Source organism: Bartonella sp. P12B (genome assembly GCF_055796185.1).
The window spans coordinates 85,031-102,825 of record NZ_JBTTDI010000006.1 but is presented as its reverse complement, the minus strand read 5'-3'; the positions used below and the strand labels follow the sequence as shown (position 1 = coordinate 102,825).

Genomic DNA, 17,795 nt, shown 5'->3' with positions numbered 1-17,795 from the left:
CACTCTCAATCATTAGACAAACACTCCACAACTTCATAGGTGGACTGTTGTAGATTGTATCATAATGTGTTTTATTTATGTCTAAATACAATTTTTTAGTGTGTTTTTTTATTTTGCACAACTTATAATTGAAATATGGTAAAATGAATATTTTAATCTAAGAAAATATAGATTTATAAAAAGCAAATTGTACCTTAAATATAAGATACAATTTGCAACCATCTTAACAATAGAGAAGGAAATAATAGATTTTAATAGAGTATAATCTTATCCTCTATATTTGATCCTCAACTGAATAAATATGAATATTGATTTTTAACTTTCTTAATCATTACATTTATAAGTTTAATAAAATATGTAAAAATACATCTTAAAAACTATAGCGTGCCCCTAAAATACCTTGAAGTGACTGCTTAATCTTATGCCCTTTTAGATAATGCGCTTCCGCATAAAGCGTTAATTTATCATTGACAAAACTGTTTAAGCCAATTCCTAATTTTCCTGCATTCCCAGACAAGTCTGTGATAAATTTATGCTGATTATTAATTGTTGTATGATTATTATTTATATTCTCACGTAACCAAGCTGCTGTAACATAAGCTGTTAAGGAAGTTGCTGCGTCAAAAATAAATTTATGTCCTGCAGTTAATCCGACTTCACTACGGAATGAAGTTAATGGGCTTATATCACCTATCATTCCATTAGTAAGCTTAACTTTTTTACCCTCAACCTGTAAACCTGTTAGTTTTATATAAGGCTGCATCCAAGTATTTTGTGCTGGTTGAAAATGACAGCCAACCTCAAATGCCCCACCTATCGCTGACTGATTATAGTTGCTTTGAATGGCTAAACCATTCGTTGAAATGGTTTTCAGATTATCCCGATAATAATTATATTTTAAAATACCATCCATATACCATCCGCGATTATCAAAGTAAGTTGCATAAGTTCCAATGCTATAGCTGTTTACGTCGCTATCACCACCTCGTGTATGAATCACACGTGCTTTATCATAACTACCAAAACCACCAACATACAGATCTCCATGGGTTAGTTCGTTTAAATGATCAGCACCGAGCGCTATACCTGTTTGCTCAAGCTTAAAGTGTGTATGATCTATTGCAACACGTTCTCTGCTCTTTATCGCATAAGACCATAGATTTATATTTTTCCTATTTTGGTCCAGAATTCCTCTCCCAGTACGTACAATATCCATCTCATTGTTAAAAATAAGACCAGAAGCTACTGCTGTCGAAAGTACGGCATCAACTGAAGGAGTGGTTGATTGCCAAATAGGCGCAAATGGATCTTTCGGATCAGGAAAGGAAGGATCTGGTCCAGCGATACGGTCCGCAGATAAAAACCAAACTTTTCCGTTTTCATCCTTTCTCTGTTTTAAACCATACATATATGTTCCACCATCGATCGCATGAATTTCTTCACCAGTAAGACCCGTCAAAGTAAAAGAGGCCCCACCACTCTGATCTGTAATTAAATCACGCTTATTTGAAAAAGGATCCGTGATTTCAACTCCAGAGTCTGCAACACTGATTGTGTGCTTACCTGTCCCTTTTTCAACGAACAGATAATCGCCACGATTATGAGCAATAGTGGTATTAAACTCGAAATGTAAACTTCCTGAGAGATTATTAACATGAAGTTGAGAATAATATGGATCAGAACCAGTAAACGCAAAAATAACACTCCCATTACCACTTAACTTTTGAATGAGAGAACTTTTTCCGTCAAACCCTTCGGTAATGGCATAGAGTTCTGTATCTTGTCCATTTAAAACAATGTCTTCTGCTATAGTATGGTGTTGATCATTTCCAGCATAAAGACGGAGCTGTCCCGAATGATTTACAAGCGTTTTTCCTTCTAATGTTGCTCCTGCATGCACCCATGATTTTGCTGCATCATTAATTGTTAAGTTTTTTACATATCCATCCGCATATACTTCCTGAGTAGCCGTTTCACTTAAAGTCACGTTAATAGCTCTACCTCCAGCTAAGACATGCTGCTCACCCCCCCCAAAAACTTTAGTATCAAATGCAGAACCACCATTTTTTGCACTTTGATTTTTTTTTGCAATCTCTTGTACGCCCCCGTGCATAACTTCTGTGTTCCAAACAGTTCCCCCATCATACACTTCTTGCCACCCCTGTGCTTCATTTTGGTCATAAATTACAGTATTAGAAGCACTACTGCCTTTCATTTGTCCTTCAACATCACCCTCGCCGAAAACAAGCTGCTTACCACCATAAATTTTTGTCCCCTCTACTTTTCCTCCATCCCCAACACTTTGTTTTCCCCCTTTCTGAACGACAGCATTTTTTGAAATGCCTTGTTTTCCTTTTGAAGCATAAATACTTTCCATTCCACCATATTCAATTTTGCTATTCTCACTCAGACCTCCTGCATAAACATAAATCTCTGCACCATCCCTAACGGTGTTATTGATAGAGTGCCCTGGATCATCTGTCTGACCATCATTCGAAATGTAAGCTTTACCATTATTATCAAGGACAAAATGTTCCAAAATTGCTCCATCCTTAATAAAAATAAGTTCAGGATTTTTCCGCGCTACAATATTATTTTCTTGCACATACTGCCCGGCATTACTCTCATCATTGCCATCTCCTCCCCATACTTTGTTTCCTAATATTTCAGTACCTTTAACACCACTAAGCTTTTCAAAAGAGTCTGTTCCACCACTCCTCTCTAAAATAACATCATTTTTAGATGCTTTAATATTTATACATGCTCTTGTCCTCATACCCTTCTTATATTGGACATGGAGTACTTTTTCATTTTCACCATAGCTTGAAGACTGACAAAAAAAATGCGTCTCACCCTCCGCTGCCGCTTGCCCAAAACAGCTACTAATCATGAGCATCCAACAACTTAGTTTCCACTTATATTGCATAGCTATATCCTTCCCCTTCACGCCTGAGTAGACATCAAACGTAATTAGCTCTGCAAAATATTTTTTCAACCTAAGATTGCAAGAATTATCTTTAACGTATTCTTAATATTATAAAAAATGCTTTTTACATTCCATTAAATGTCTTTGTTTACTCAAGAGAATAAGGGGCTATACCTACACATTATCTTTTTAATGTCTTTCCAGAATTTTTTATCAAAGAGTAAAGAACAACCACATTTAAAAACTATAGCGCATACCCAAGATCCCTTGAAGGGACTGCTTCACCTTGCTACCTTTAACATAATGTGCTTCCGCATAAAGCTTTAATTTATCACTCAATAAACTACTCAAACCTATTCCTAATTTACCCGCATTTCCTGATAAATCGGTGCTAAATTTATGTTGTTTATTAATCGTCGTGTGGTTACCATCTTTATTCTCACGCAACCATGCAGCAGTAATATACGCCAACGATGAGCTCTCTATACCAGAACCAAACTCATACCCTAAAGATAAACCAACCTCACTGCGTAAAGACGTGAAAGGGCTTATATCACCTATCATCTTGTTCGTAAGTTTTATTTCTTTACCTGCAGCTTGCAACCATGTGAATTGTGCATAAGGCTGCATCCAACTGCTCTTTGCTATCTTCATACGATATCCACCTTCAAGGGATGCTCCAACCGCCCATTGCTTATAACTCCCTTCAATGTCTAAACCATTCGTTGAAACTGCTTTCAGAGTATTTTCATAATGATTATATTTCAAAACACTGTCTAAATACCATCCACTATGAGAAAAATAGGTCGCATAAGCTCCAATGCCATAGGTCTTTATGCTACTGGTACCACCTCGGGCATGAGCAACATGTGCCTGATCATAACTGCCAAAACCACCAAGATAAAAATCTCCATTTGTCAGATCACTAACACCAGTGATACCGAGCACTACACCTGTCTGCTCCAGCTTAAAATCTAAATGGTTTGCGGAAATGCTTTCTTTACTCTTGATTGCAGATGCCCATAGAGCAGAATTCTTTTTATTTCTCTCTAGAATTTCTCGCCCAGAGCGCACGGTTTGTAACTCATTGTGAAAGACAAGTTGAGGAGCCACAGACATTGACAACACCGCATCCGTAGAGGGAGTGGTTAAAAAATCAGAAACTGGAATCTCCTGAATTAATTGCAAAGGAAGTTGATCTCGATTACTTGGGCGTAACAATATCTGATCAGTTAGCGATGCAGTATCTACAGAAACAACACCCTGCTGTTGTTCCTCAGAAGAATGATGGAAACCCACTTGATCTATCAGAGATGGACTTTTTGAAAGAAAAGAAATCTTTTGATCTTGGCTTAAATGTCGAGAAAATCTGCCCTTGTGTGCTACATCATCAATATAAACTGCAAACAAAGACCAAACATTCCCATTGTTATGATTTTTCTTCTTTAGTGCATATATATAAACCCCATTATCAATAGCGCTAATCTCTTCACCAGAAAAATCTGTCAGAGTAAAATGCGCTTTTCCGCCTTGATCATGGATTAAATCAAGCTCAAAAACTAAATCCTGATTGATTGGAGAAGAATGGGTAATTTTAATACCAGAATCAATAACGCTTATTTTGTGATGACCTGTCCCTTTTCTTATAAGAAGGTAATCACCGGATTGATTTGCAAAATTAGTATTAAATCTAAAGTGTAAATTCCCTGAAAGATCATGGATCTCAAGTCGAGAATAATGCGGATCAAACACATTAGAAGTGAAAATAACACTGCCATTACCACTTAAATTTTCAATCAAAGAGCTCTCACCATCAATATGAGAAGCAATGGAGTATAATTGGGTATCTTTTCCATTTAAAATAATTTCTTCTACTTCCGTACGAGATTGATCAGCACCAGCATAAAGATAAATTCGTCCAGAATCATTAACAATTGTTCTTCCCTCTAATGTTGTACCATGATGTAACCATGATTTTGCTTGATCCTTAATTATCAGATCTTTCACATATCCACCTAATTCTATTTTCTGGACAGCTGTCCCATGTAAAACAACTCCAATAGCTTCACCTCCCGCTAGAACATTCTGTTCTCCACCAGAAAAAACTTCGGTATCGAATGCGAAACTGCTATAATTTTTCAAATCATCTTCGACGTAAAGATTTTGTACTCCTCCTTCCATGATCTTTGTTTCAAAAACCATTCCGCCATCATAAACGTTTTGGTATCCTAACTCTTCATTTTGACCAGAAATTATAGTGTTGTAGGCGCTACTCCTCACCATCTCGCCATTGATATCAATCCCTCCTGAAACAAACTGTGTACCACCGTAAATTTTACTCTCTTCAGCTTTTCCTCCATTTTTAATTCTTTGTTGCCCCTCTTTATAAACGGTGCTCTCTTGTGAGAGACCATGCGTCTCAATAATCTCCATACCGCCGCTTTCAATTGTGGTATAGAGATTAAGACCGCTATTATAAACATAAAGCATTCCACCATCGCGGACTTTGTTACTAATCGAAGTTTTTGCTTTATGACTGTCAATAACATTAACTCCCTCACTACGACTATCAAAGCTAGGATCCGCAATAGAAATAACCATATTCTGCTCAATATTGAACTCTGTGAGAACATCTAAGGATGGAGCAGTAGTTGATTTTAAGCTAAAATCTAAAAATAAAGGAGTGTTTGTACGATCAAGAGCGTAATTCGCATCTAAATACCAAATTTTGCCGGTATCATTCTTTTTACTGTGTTTCAAACGATATGTGTAGGTTCCGGCATCAATGGTGCTGATTTTTTCACCAAAGCTGTTTGTCAGAGAAAAATGAGCATTTCCGCTGTGATCAGAAATTAATTTAAGCTTTTTGTGAGAAGGATTTGTAATTTCAACCCCAGAATCAACAACACTTATTGTGTGATGACCTGAGCTATTTTTTTTAATAAGAAGATAATCACTAAGATGATTGGCAAAGTTAACATTGAAATTAAAATGTAAATTCCCTGAAAGATCATCAATATTAAGCTGAGAGTAGTAGTCATTATCACCTCCCATAGAGGTAAAAATAACTCTGCCACTTCCACTTAAATTCTCAATATTAATTTTTGATCTATTACCGTTGCCCTCAGTAGCAATAATGTATAATCTTGCATCCTCTCCATTTAAAATAACTCTTTCTACTTCCGTAATGTCTTTATTATTACCAGCAAAAATGTAGATACTACCAAAATCATTAACTATGGTATCTTTATGTAATATTGCCCCCCAATAGACCCATGATTTTGCTTGATGGTTAATTGTTAGAGTATCTACATATCCATTACCGTATACTTGTTGAGTAGCTCTATCATAGAGCATAACCTCACTAGCATTTCCTTCTGCAAAGATGTTCTGTATGCCATCCTTAAAAACTTCGGTATAAATTGCAAAAGCACCACTACTTGATGTAGAATCCTCACCTTCTGTAGCACCAACATTCTGTACTCCTCCTTTCATAATTTTTGTGTCAAAAACTATTCCACCATCATATATATTCTGTAATCCTAGCGTACCACCTTCACCATATATCTCAGTGTAATAAGCGCTGCTTTCTCTAAGACTATCTTCAAAAGCCCCCTTACCAATAACAACTTGTTGACCACCATAGATTTTAGCCCCCTCAGCATTTGCACCATTTGTAACAATTTGTTTTCCCCCTTTTTTAATAAGTGTATATTCTGAATTACTCAAACTTTGGACGAACTCAATACCACCATTCTTAATCATCGTATCTCTACTAACACTCGCTTCATTAATATAGAGCCGCCCACCATCCTGAACCGTGTTATTAATGGAATAGCCTGCATCCTTATAGTTGAAGCTCTTTATTTTTTTACCAGTTTCCTCAGAATCATGGTCAGTAATATAAACAGAAGTAGCATCACTGATTGTTGAATTTGTTAGGAGCTTAAAAAAAAGACTGTCTCTTTTCCTTCCCTCTTCTTCAGGCAACACATCCCCTTTTGTTCTCTGTGCATTTTGTATGCTTTTCGCACTTTCTCCTTTTTCTTTTATCCCCTTCACTTTCGATAAAAAATTTCCTGTTCTTTCTAGATGTTTATTTATATTTACCGAGGTCAATGGTCTTTTTCTTGGAGCAGTTTTACCCTCAACTTTTATAAGAAAACTACTGATCATCAATGCTAAAAAACTCAGCATCAATTTGTATTGCATTCTCCATACTCCATGACTTGAAATTTCCTACATTTCGAAAAATGTGCATACAACACATCCCTGCTGAATCTCGCGTTCTCCAAGATGACAAATCATCATACACAAAGCTTCCCCTCCACTACGCACTAGCGCATCAAAAACTGCAGTTGTGTTTTAAAACCGGTAAACAACTAAAGCGTGAAAGTAGTTTGTTAATGAGTCTAAAAAATGTTCTCATTATATTGATTAAAAGACTTTTTGAATATTTTCGAAATCCTAAATATTAATCTAAAAAATGAGATTGGTCTCTTAATCGACTAAAAGAATGCCTGTATTTTAAAGACAGCAGCAATACGGTATGAACAGGCTACATTATTTATAATTTTTTTCCACCTTCTATGGCGTTTAAAAAAGTGCCTTTATTATATTCAATTTGGATACCTACAAGTACAATCATTCACTCTCATCATGCCATAATCATTGTTCTAATAAATTAGAAGCGTAATAATACTCAATTGAAGCTGATTCGAATTTTTTATAATTAATAAGGAATTAGTTTCATAATCTGATTTGTCATATACTGAAAGGGACATTCTATTCATGTCTATAAACTCAGAAATACAAGATGTAAGCAAAAGAAATTCTCCTTTTCACATTTTGTTTGCAAGCCTTATTGGTCCAACAATTGAATTTTTTGATTTTTATGTCTTTGCAACTGCTGCAGCCCTTATATTTCCTCATGTATTTTTTCCAACGCAAAATGATCAAATTGCAATTTTGCAATCTTTCTTAATCTTCGGAGCGGCTTTTTTTTCCCGCCCCTTTGGATCTATTGTTTTTGGGCATTTTGGAGATAAAATTGGAAGAAAAGCAACGCTTATTGCTGCACTTCTAACTATGGGTTTATCAACTGTTATTATTGGTTTTCTTCCTACTTACGAAACAGTTGGATGGTGGGCACCTTTCCTCTTGACCCTATGCCGCATTGGACAAGGTATGGGATTAGGAGGCGAATGGGGAGGAGCTGTTCTACTCGCAACAGAAAATGCACCACCAGAAAAACGTGGCTGGTATGCAATGTTTCCTCAATTAGGTGTTCCGTTTGGCTTATTCTTATCTGTTGTTGTTTATTTAGGTCTGTTGCATTTTCTTGATCATGAGGAGCTTTTAGCATGGGGATGGCGTATTCCTTTTATTGGCTCAGTTGTTCTTATGATCATAGGATTGTGGGTTCGTCTTTCAATTAACGAAACACCAGCATTCAAAAAAACTCTTGAACGTAAAGAGCGTGTTAAAGCTCCTATAATAGATGTCTTTTTAAAGTATCCACGGGTCTTATTTCTTGGTACATTTTGTGGTATGGCAACATTTGTTTTGTTTTATTTGGTTAGCGCCTATTTGTTAAGCTATACAACAAACCATTTACAATTAACACTTTTCCAAGCTCTTAAAGTAGAGGCTGTCGGTGCTGTTTTCTGTGGAATTTTTACTGTCCTAACCGGAAGAATTGCTGATCGTGTTAAACGTAGAACTTTAATGATATGGATCACCATAATTACTGGACTCTATTCTTTCGCAGTTCCTTATTTTTTAAACTCTGGAATTACAGGAGTTCTTGCAATGTCTATCATAGGCTTATCGATCATGGGAATGATCTATAGCCCGCTTGGCGCTGTTTTGGCTTCACCATACCCAACAGAAATTCGGTATACGGGAGCTTCTGTAACCTTTAATTTATCCGGCATCGTTGGAGGTTCTCTCGCTCCTTATATTGCAGAATACTTGGTACAACATTTTGGTATTACTTATGTTGGTTATTATTTATTTCTTGCCTCATTTATTTCATTACTTTGTTTCGTTGGATTTAAAGACGATGAAATATCTAATTAAAACAGTGTAAAGAAAAATAAAACGAGCGCTGGCGGCAAAAGTGCCGCCAGTTTTAATTTCAAAGGCATTGGTCGAGGTAATCTCCACCATAATATCCCAGCAAACAGTGCACTCAAAAAAAAGAATAAAATATCTGCAATATTGCTAACATAAGCGACAGCAAATATTCTTGATAAGATATGCGTTGTCCCTAACCATGAAACGCAAAAAAAAGCCAACATAACAGCCCATAAAACAATTAAAATGCGATCAATGATCATTATCATACCATTTAACTTTTTTGATTATAGCGCACATCTTGAGTGCTCCAAAAAGACAAGGTCATAATAAAGGGCACCGGATTCATCATCCCCCCAATCAGAAAAAATAAAATAACAGATATTATACACATCAAATCTGTTTTTCCCAACAGCGGTCTTCAGTCTGTTGCCAGTAAGTTAAATTATGATTTTCTATTTTATATTTTTTCCACTGTGCACGAACAATATCTAACTGTTCATCGTTTCGACCATCAAACAGCACTACAAGTCGCTGATAAACATCAATATTCGAGCAAACTGCTCCCTCTATAAGAAAACGTATCTTTGAATTATTCGGATTTTCCTGCCCTGTAGTAAGAAATACAGGCTGATAGCTTGGATGTTGATCACTCTCAGTTCCATGTCCAATAAATGCCTCATCAGCATAAACCCATAAACGCATATCTATAGCATCACATTGCTCTTTACTCACACATTGTATTGTTACCGTACCAAAACGAGATAGCGCACGCTCGACAAGTGTTGGCAAAATATCTTCCAGCGTTGACTGGGTCAAATGATAGAATAAAATATCCACCCTCTTAGCCTTTATCACTCTTTATAAGAAAATTAATATCTTTTTGAAAATTCTTCGATCAGCTCCAATACAAAAAAAATGGACTAAAATACAATAATTTCTCTTTTTCTGATTATCTGTCTTACTTTTTTTCATGTGTATTAAAACTAGAAAAATACAAAAGACCCCTAATCATTTTATCGGTTAATAAAAAGGTCTATTTGAGTTCTTTTTCTCTTCTCGCTATAGACTACCACCGAAAATAAAATATACGATAAAATAAGATTAAGATCTGTAAAATTTTACACGATTTTTTTGATAAAAATATGCAATAGATACAAAAATGTTTTTTTAAGTTTGATTGTTTTTAATTCAAAGCAGTGTAAAATATCTACTTTATTTAAGGACTGAGGATGTTATCCAATTATGCGTATCATTGAATTCTACATCCTAAAACGTGTTTTAGTCCTCTTTAGTGCTGTCATGATTGCAGCAATCAGTATCAGTTGGACAGTGCAAATTCTTGCTAGGATAAACTTTCTTACAACAAGCAGACAAACACTCCTAACAGTCTTACAATTTTCACTCTCATTGATTCCTTCTGTTATTTTTCTTGTTATTCCATTCGCATTAGTCATTGCAATTACGATGACTCTTTCAGCAATGAATAAAGACTCAGAACTCGCGATCATTGGTGCCTCAGGTTTTCCCCAAAGTACTGTTTGGAAACCAATTCTTCTTCTCGCTATTATTGCCTCATGTGCTTGCTTTTCTATAGCCAATTTTATTGTTCCTCAAGCACGTTTTAACATGCGACAAATGCTAGCAAGCGCTCAGTTTGATCTTATTAACCTTTTCATTAGTGAAGGCAGCTTCCAAAAACTCGCTAATAATCTTTACATAGAAATTGGTGAGCGTAATCCAAATGGAACGCTTGGTCGCCTTTTCATTGCCGACCAACGTGATCCTAAGACTGATCTTTTCTACTATGCTACAGATGCATCCATTGTGAGCAATAAAAACGGCAGTTTTCTTGTTCTTAATAACGGAGAAATAGAAAGGATAAATCGTCAAAATGATAGCACTTCGATTGTTCAATTTAGCTCATATACCTTTAGCCTAGGTGAATTCATCCCTCATAATAAAACACCTACACTTTACCCAAAAGATCGCACGCTTTCTTATTTACTCAGCCCTGATCCAAAGGATCCCTACTATCAGCGAAAGCCTCTCCAATATAAAGCTGAGTTTCACCGCAGACTTACAGAATGGCTCTATCCAATTGTTTTTTCATTAATTGCCTTAGCAGCTGCAGGAAGTACATGCTCATATCGACAAGCAGGTAACTCTGCAAACTTTTCTGCTATTGCCTTCTCTTTGTTAGTATATTGGATAGGATATTTTTTCGCTGAAAAAGCAAAGAGCGATCTCGCATATATTCCTCTCCTTTATATTACCCCCATAGGTGTGAGTGTACTTGTTTTTTTCATGCTCTTAACAAATCATCAAATTGGTATCCCAACAGGACTTAATGAGTTAATCCAAATAGCCTTTCAAAAATTGGTCAAAAAATTTGAACATCGGAAATCTCAATATCCCTCGGATGAAGTGTCATGATTGGTTGGACGCTTGGACGATATTTTTTTATACGTTATTTTAAAATAACCTGTTATTTCTTTTGGGGTATTTTGATTCTTGCTCTTTTGATCGATTTTACAGAAAATTCTGGTCGGCTATCCAACGTTTCACATTATACGGCAAAAGATGCCTTTTTAATCTCTGTTTTACGTATCCCTTTTATCATGCAACAACTTATTCCCTTTATTGCACTCTTTTCTGCAATGGTAATGCTGATCTCGCTTAATCGAAAACTTGAACTTGTTGTAACGCGCTCAATTGGTGTTTCTGCATGGCAATTTCTTATGCCTGCGTGTTTTGGAGCTTTTCTTCTCGGATTATTTTCAATTTTTTTTATTAATCCACTTGCCGCATGGGGATTTTCTCAAGCAGAAAAAATGATGACTGAATGGCGTAGTAATACGATCCTAAAATCTCCTCATGATCCGCGCATCCTATGGTTAACACAACGTACACCTTCAGGGAGAACAACCATTGGGGCTAAATCTATTACTGATCAAGGACTTTCCCTTATCGATGCAACCTTTGTAGAATACAACGATAATGCAACAATTAAAAATTGGATTAATACAAAAAAAGCAACATTAACAAATGGGACTTGGATTTTAACAAAAGGAACAATCTATAAAATAGGATATCCTCCCAAAAAATTTAATACATTCCAAATAAAAACCAATCTAAAACCTGAGTTTTTAACTGAACGTTTAGTGAATCCAGCGACTATTCCATTTTACCAATTGCCAAAAAAAATTATGATCGCACGTTCATTTGGCTATTCTGCCAATAATTTTGACATGTATTTACAATCTTTGATTGCATTGCCTGCTCTGCTTGTGACAATGACGCTCATTGCAGCAACTGTATCTTTAAACTTTACGCGTTTTGGACAATCTGGAACATTAATTCTTGGTGGCGTAATAGCGGGATTCATGCTTTATGTTATTTCGGTACTCGTTCAGGCTTTTGGTAATGCTGGATATATTCCACCAATTGTCGCTGCTTGGACACCAGTTGTTATTGCATTGTTTTTAGGAATCTCTTTTCTCCTTCATAAAGAGGATGGTTAAGTGAAAGTATTAATAAGTAAGAAAGTGATTTTAAGAAAATTAAGTGCACTTGCTTTTAAAAGCATTATTGCTTTTATTTTAGCTGTAGCTTCATCCTGCTCAGTATATGCTAAACACCTTCCTTCTATTACTCAAAATCGTGTCCCGAATCCAGTAAACCCTCTTTTGCTCTCTGCAGATGAACTTATTTACAACCGTGATGAAAATACTGTCTCTGCACAAGGCAATGTTCAAATCGAATATGATGGCAATAAAGTTGTTGCCCAAAAAGTCATCTACAATCAAAAAACAGGACGAATTATAGCACAAGGAAATGTCGAAATCGTTCAAAAAGATGGTAACAAAATTTATTCCAACCGAATTGATATGACCAAAGATTTTGGTGAAGGATTTGTAAACGCCTTACGCATTGATACCGCTAACAATGTCCATTTTGCGGCTGCAAGTGCGACACGAAGTAACAGTGAGGTAACAGTCTTCAACAATGCATCCTATACAGCTTGTGAACCTTGCTCCTATAAACCAGATAGAGAGGTACTCTGGAAGATTAAAGCAAGAAAGATCATATGGAATAACCTTACCAAAAAAATTCGATTTGAAAATAGCCGCTTTGAAGTTTTTGGTGTACCGATTCTAAAGTTTCCAACTTTTGAGCTCTATGACCCAACTGTGAAGCGTGCTAGTGGTCTCCTTGCACCTCATTTTTTTTATTCTGACTATCTCGGCATGGGAATAAAAAATTCTTATTTTTGGAATCTTGCTCCTCATTATGATTTTACACTTTCTTCTACTGTCTATACCCAACAAGGGCTTTTAACTGAAGGTGAATGGCGTCAACGGTTTAAAACAGGGAATTACAATATTCGCTTTGCTTATATCTATCAAATGAAACCGAAAAGCTTTGACAAGGATACGATTGATGCACAACATAGAAACCGTTATATGCTAGCAACGAAAGGTGATTTTCGGCTTAATTCCCATTGGACTTATGGATGGAATATTCTCGCACAATCTGATCGACATTTCAGTCGTGCCTATAAACTTGAAAACTATAACAATCCTACACAACTTTCTCAGCTTTATTTGAATGGTCTTGCAGGAAAAAATTACTTTGATATGCGTTTTTACCATTTTGAAATTCAAGATTTGAACTTAAATGATTCCACTTATGAACGCCATTCTCGGCAAGCATGGGTCCTCCCCCACATTGATTATTCTTTTACACCAAATGAATCAATTTATAATGGAAAGCTTACCTTCCATAGCAATATGCAATCAATTTACCGTCGTCATGCTGACTTCAGTTCTTCTGACTGGAACGGAAAACCTTCTAATACCACTAGACTTTCTGGTATGGCTGGAAATAGTTTTCGTTTAACAAACGAGCTGGAATGGAAAAGGCGCTTCAACACACATAATGGACTTATATTATCCCCTCTTCTCTCTTTACGTGCTGATATCATTACAATAAAAGCACATGAAAACAATCCTATTTCTATAGGGAATGGCTCCTCACCAACTCTTCGTAACGCAGCATTTCGTGGCATGGCAACGGCTGGTCTAGAATTACAGTATCCCTTGCTCATTACATTGGGAAATTCCAAGCATATTATAGAACCAACCGCACAAATTTTCGTACGCAATAATGAGCGATATATCGGACAAGTTCCCAATGAAGATGCACAAAGTTTCATCTTTGACGCAACCGCCCTCTTTCAACGCAATAAGTTCTCTGGTTATGACCGTGTAGAAGGTGGTACAAGAGCCAACGTAGGTTTCAGATATGCTGGAAGTTTTAATAATAGTTGGTCTCTTTATGGTCTTATTGGACAATCCTTTCATCTAGCGGGGAAAAATTCTTTTGCAGAAAAAGATTTTGTTAATGTAGGCATTCATTCTAGTCTCGAAGCTACACGTTCAGACTATGTTGCAATGTTTGGTGCAAATCATAAGAGTGGTTTTTCATTGGAAGCACGAGGACGTTTTGATAAAAAAACAAGAAAAATTCGCCGTAGTGAAATTGAAGCTTCACAGAAATGGCAAAATTTCGGAGCGGCTATACAGTATGTCTATATTGCTAGCCAACCAGATTATGAATACACACAAGAGCGACAAGAAATTTCTTTTCAAACTGGTCTTAAACTAGCTAACTATTGGTCTATTAATAGCAATGCCGGTTATGACTTGGTATCCGGTACATTCGTAAAGCGGGGAATCAGCTTAAACTACACAGATGAATGTTTCGGGCTAACATTCGGTTATCAGCAGGTAAATAATCCAGGGGAAAAAACACCCTTGCAAAATTTTAATTTCTCTCTCTCATTGCGTACAATTGCAGATATTGGAAAAAAGATAAACTCAAATTTATAAAGAGAATGTATAAGCAATTTAACTTATTATTGTCTTTATGAGAAAAAACGTATATTTTAAGTAATTGATGAGAATTAATAAACAATGCGAAGGCCTATTTACATGAACAACTTAAAAAAGCGTATTTTTGCTTTACTTTGTATTGCACCTTTGAGCGCGAGCAATATGCTGATAAGTGGATTTTTAATTTCACCGGTCTTCGCACAGACTGTCATCGTTGCTACAGTCAATGGTAATCCTATCACAAATTATGATATACAACGGCGCGCTGCTTTTCTCAAATTACAACAAAAACAAGGCAATCTTACTGCACAAGCTAAAACTGAGCTTATTAATGAAGTTCTCAGAAATATCGAAATAAAGCGCCGTAATATTGAAGTGAGCGATAATGAGGTTGACACTGCTTTTGAAAATTTTGCAACACAGAATAATATGACCCTTGATCAACTCAATCATATTCTGATTCAAAATGATATCACAGTGCAACACTTTAAGGATTACATTCGTGGGCAAATAGGCTGGGGTCGTCTTGTTAATGCACGCTATCAAGCTGAAACAGGGTTGATTACAGAACAAGAAGCTGTCCGTAGGATATTAAAAAATGGTGGTGTAAAACCTTCAACCAATGAATATACACTCCAGCGTATCGTTTTTGTCATTCCTGCACACCGCCGTTCAGAAATCTTTGAAAGACGTCAAAGAGAAGCAAACAATTTCCGTGCACATTTCCGAGGATGTGCTAATGCCCAAAATCAAGCAAAAGGTATTTTGGATGTTACAATCCGCCACTTGGGAAAATTTCTTGAACCCCAGCTTCCCAGTGCATGGGAACAGGCCATCCTTGCAACGCCTGTTGGAAAAATGACAAAATTTCAGGAAACATCTGATGGAATTGAAGCGGTTGCTGTCTGCAAAATAAAAAGAGTTTCTGATGATTACGTGGCTCGGCTGATATTTTCCATTCAAGATAATAAGAAAAAAAGCCCGCAAAAACTTGAGCAATTGAGTGAAAAATATTTAGAAGAGTTGCGGCGTACGGCACGTATTCAAAACTCATAATGGCTGTGCTTGTTGTTAGCAGTGGAGATCCTGCTGGTATTGGACCTGAAATAGTATTAAAAGCATGGCATTTACGCGTTACGCGTCAAATTCCACCTTTTGTTCTTCTTGCTGATCCAGATATTATTCGTGCGCGTGCTCGTTTTTTACAGATCAATGTCGAAGTAGAATCTGTTTTAATCGACAATTCTGTAAAAAATTTCCAAGAAGCTCTTCCTGTAATACCATTAAAAAATCGACAAAGCGATCAACTCGGTGTACCTTCACCGAATAATGCTGCCGGAATAATTGAAGCGATTAAACGTGGCGTTCAATTGATCCAAAGTGGCTATGCATGTGCACTTATCACTTGTCCTATAGCCAAAAAAAATCTTTACGATGCCGGATTTGAATTTCCCGGTCATACAGAGTTTTTAGCCGATTTAGCTCATAAAACCTCTAATAAATGTTATCATCCAGTTATGATGTTATCAGGGACTCATTTAAAAACAGTGCCTATTACTGTTCATATTCCTTTCAAAGAAGTTCCCTCGTATCTCACTCGTCAGGCAATTATTCAAACAGCATTGATTACTGAATACGACTTAAGAAAACGATTTAAAATACCTTCACCTCGGCTTGCTGTTGCTGGGCTTAATCCTCATGCAGGAGAAGAAGGTACAATGGGAAAAGAAGAGATTGAAATTATCACGCCTGCTATTGAGTATCTTAAAAAGAAAGGACTCAATATTATAGGTCCACTGCCTGCCGATACAATGTTCCATAAACGTGCAAGAAAAACATATGATGTTGCTCTTTGTATGTATCATGATCAAGCCCTTATTCCTGTTAAAACTCTGGACTTTGACGCTACTGTCAATATCACTTTAGGACTTCCTTTTATTCGTACTTCTCCAGATCACGGAACGGCTTTTGATATTGCTGATAAAGGGATTGCCTCTCCCGAAAGCTTTATAGCTGCTCTTAAACTTGCATATCAACTTGCCAAAAATAATCTGATACCATGCCAATAGATGATCTCCCTCCCTTGCGTGAAGTTATTAATATATACGGATTACAAGCTCATAAATCCTTGGGACAAAATTTCCTTTTCGATCTTAATCTCACATCTAAAATTGCACATCAAGCAGGAAATTTAGAAGGAAAACCTGTTATTGAAGTAGGTCCTGGTCCTGGAGGTTTAACACGTGCCTTACTTGCAAAAGGCGCCATTGTAACGGCAATAGAACGGGATGAGCGCTGTATACCAGCCCTCTTAGAGATAGAAAAACACTATCCGCAAAAACTAAAAGTTATTTGTAATGATGCGCTGAAGCAAGATTTTTCAAAACTCTTTGAAACATATTCAGAAAAACCACGCATTATTGCAAATCTTCCCTATAATATTGGAACACAACTCTTATTAAATTGGTTGTTAGCTGAACCGTGGCCTCCTTTTTATGAATCAATGACATTAATGTTTCAACGAGAAGTTGCCAAACGCATTACAGCAAAACCTCAATCCGCCCACTATGGGCGTCTTAGTGTCTTAACTGGCTGGCGTACCATTGCGAAAATTGCGTTTGATGTGCCTCCTCAAGCCTTCACCCCAGCACCCAAAATAACTTCTTCCGTTGTTCATATCATTCCGCGAACAGAACCTCTTACCTGTTGCGCAGAAAAATTAAGCTTTATTACAAAAACTGCTTTTGGAAAAAGACGAAAAATGCTCCGTCAAAATCTTAAACCAGTTGGAGGTGAAATACTTTTAGAAAAAGCGGGAATTGATGGAACACGCCGCGCTGAAACACTTTCAATTTCTGAATTTGTGACTTTAGCTAATTTGGTAATCTAAAAAA

At 36.5% G+C, this 17,795-nt stretch carries 11 protein-coding genes; 7 read left to right on the top strand and 4 right to left on the bottom strand.

From position 1 onward, the window contains the following. Positions 1-370: 370 nt before the first annotated feature. Positions 371-2,926: a BafA family autotransporter gene (gene bafA / locus AC0QT1_RS05740; RefSeq protein ID WP_473201825.1), complete on the bottom strand. Its 2,556-nt coding sequence runs from the start codon at positions 2,924-2,926 to the stop codon at positions 371-373. A 237-nt stretch (positions 2,927-3,163) separates the two neighbouring features. Next, positions 3,164-7,138, bottom strand: a complete 3,975-nt coding sequence (gene bafA, locus AC0QT1_RS05735; protein WP_473201824.1) for a BafA family autotransporter — start codon at positions 7,136-7,138, stop codon at positions 3,164-3,166. Between the two features lie 579 nt (positions 7,139-7,717). Here bafA (AC0QT1_RS05735) and AC0QT1_RS05730 point away from each other — a divergent pair. Next, positions 7,718-9,007 carry an MFS transporter gene (locus AC0QT1_RS05730; RefSeq protein WP_473200617.1) on the top strand — a complete coding sequence of 430 codons (1,290 nt, stop codon included), beginning with the start codon at positions 7,718-7,720 and terminating at the stop codon, positions 9,005-9,007. Here AC0QT1_RS05730 and AC0QT1_RS05725 read toward each other — a convergent pair. Together AC0QT1_RS05725 and AC0QT1_RS05720 are read right to left on the bottom strand one after the other, a co-directional pair. Further along, positions 9,004-9,267 (bottom strand): hypothetical protein, encoded by a 264-nt coding sequence (locus AC0QT1_RS05725; RefSeq protein WP_473200616.1) that lies wholly within the window; start codon positions 9,265-9,267, stop codon positions 9,004-9,006. The two genes, AC0QT1_RS05730 and AC0QT1_RS05725, sit on opposite strands and share 4 nt — an antisense overlap. Positions 9,268-9,397: 130 nt before the next feature. Continuing rightward, positions 9,398-9,844: a DNA polymerase III subunit chi gene (locus tag AC0QT1_RS05720; protein ID WP_473200615.1), complete on the bottom strand. Its 447-nt coding sequence runs from the start codon at positions 9,842-9,844 to the stop codon at positions 9,398-9,400. A gap of 405 nt (positions 9,845-10,249) precedes the next feature. Here AC0QT1_RS05720 and lptF point away from each other — a divergent pair, with 405 nt between their 5' ends. From lptF to rsmA, 6 genes are all read left to right on the top strand, one after another. Continuing rightward, entirely contained in the window at positions 10,250-11,440 is a 1,191-nt protein-coding gene (gene lptF / locus AC0QT1_RS05715; protein ID WP_473201823.1) for an LPS export ABC transporter permease LptF, read from the top strand. Next, a complete protein-coding gene (gene lptG, locus AC0QT1_RS05710) occupies positions 11,437-12,528 on the top strand; it encodes an LPS export ABC transporter permease LptG (RefSeq protein ID WP_473200613.1) in 1,092 nt (363 codons plus the stop codon). The genes lptF and lptG overlap by 4 nt, the downstream gene beginning before the upstream one ends. Next, complete coding sequence (locus AC0QT1_RS05705; RefSeq protein ID WP_473201822.1) at positions 12,529-14,898, top strand: LPS-assembly protein LptD; 2,370 nt, start codon at positions 12,529-12,531, stop codon at positions 14,896-14,898. A gap of 102 nt (positions 14,899-15,000) precedes the next feature. Beyond that, positions 15,001-15,957, top strand: coding sequence for a SurA N-terminal domain-containing protein (locus tag AC0QT1_RS05700; RefSeq protein WP_473200611.1), 957 nt, complete (start codon positions 15,001-15,003; stop codon positions 15,955-15,957). Continuing rightward, the gene (gene pdxA, locus AC0QT1_RS05695) at positions 15,957-16,970 is read left to right on the top strand and encodes a 4-hydroxythreonine-4-phosphate dehydrogenase PdxA (protein WP_473200610.1); all 1,014 of its coding nucleotides are present in this window, start codon (positions 15,957-15,959) and stop codon (positions 16,968-16,970) included. Before AC0QT1_RS05700 ends, pdxA begins: the two co-directional genes overlap by 1 nt. Beyond that, complete coding sequence (gene rsmA / locus AC0QT1_RS05690) at positions 16,961-17,791, top strand: 16S rRNA (adenine(1518)-N(6)/adenine(1519)-N(6))-dimethyltransferase RsmA (RefSeq protein ID WP_473200609.1); 831 nt, start codon at positions 16,961-16,963, stop codon at positions 17,789-17,791. Before pdxA ends, rsmA begins: the two co-directional genes overlap by 10 nt. Positions 17,792-17,795: the final 4 nt, after the last annotated feature.

Coding starts and splice junctions, on each gene's coding strand:
- bafA (WP_473201825.1), bottom strand. CDS start 2,926: ATGCAATATAAGTGGAAACTAAGTTGTTGGATGCTCATGATTAGTAGC.
- bafA (WP_473201824.1), bottom strand. CDS start 7,138: ATGCAATACAAATTGATGCTGAGTTTTTTAGCATTGATGATCAGTAGT.
- AC0QT1_RS05730 (WP_473200617.1), top strand. CDS start 7,718: ATGTCTATAAACTCAGAAATACAAGATGTAAGCAAAAGAAATTCTCCT.
- AC0QT1_RS05725 (WP_473200616.1), bottom strand. CDS start 9,267: ATGATCATTGATCGCATTTTAATTGTTTTATGGGCTGTTATGTTGGCT.
- lptF (WP_473201823.1), top strand. CDS start 10,250: ATGCGTATCATTGAATTCTACATCCTAAAACGTGTTTTAGTCCTCTTT.
- lptG (WP_473200613.1), top strand. CDS start 11,437: ATGATTGGTTGGACGCTTGGACGATATTTTTTTATACGTTATTTTAAA.
- AC0QT1_RS05700 (WP_473200611.1), top strand. CDS start 15,001: ATGAACAACTTAAAAAAGCGTATTTTTGCTTTACTTTGTATTGCACCT.
- pdxA (WP_473200610.1), top strand. CDS start 15,957: ATGGCTGTGCTTGTTGTTAGCAGTGGAGATCCTGCTGGTATTGGACCT.
- rsmA (WP_473200609.1), top strand. CDS start 16,961: ATGCCAATAGATGATCTCCCTCCCTTGCGTGAAGTTATTAATATATAC.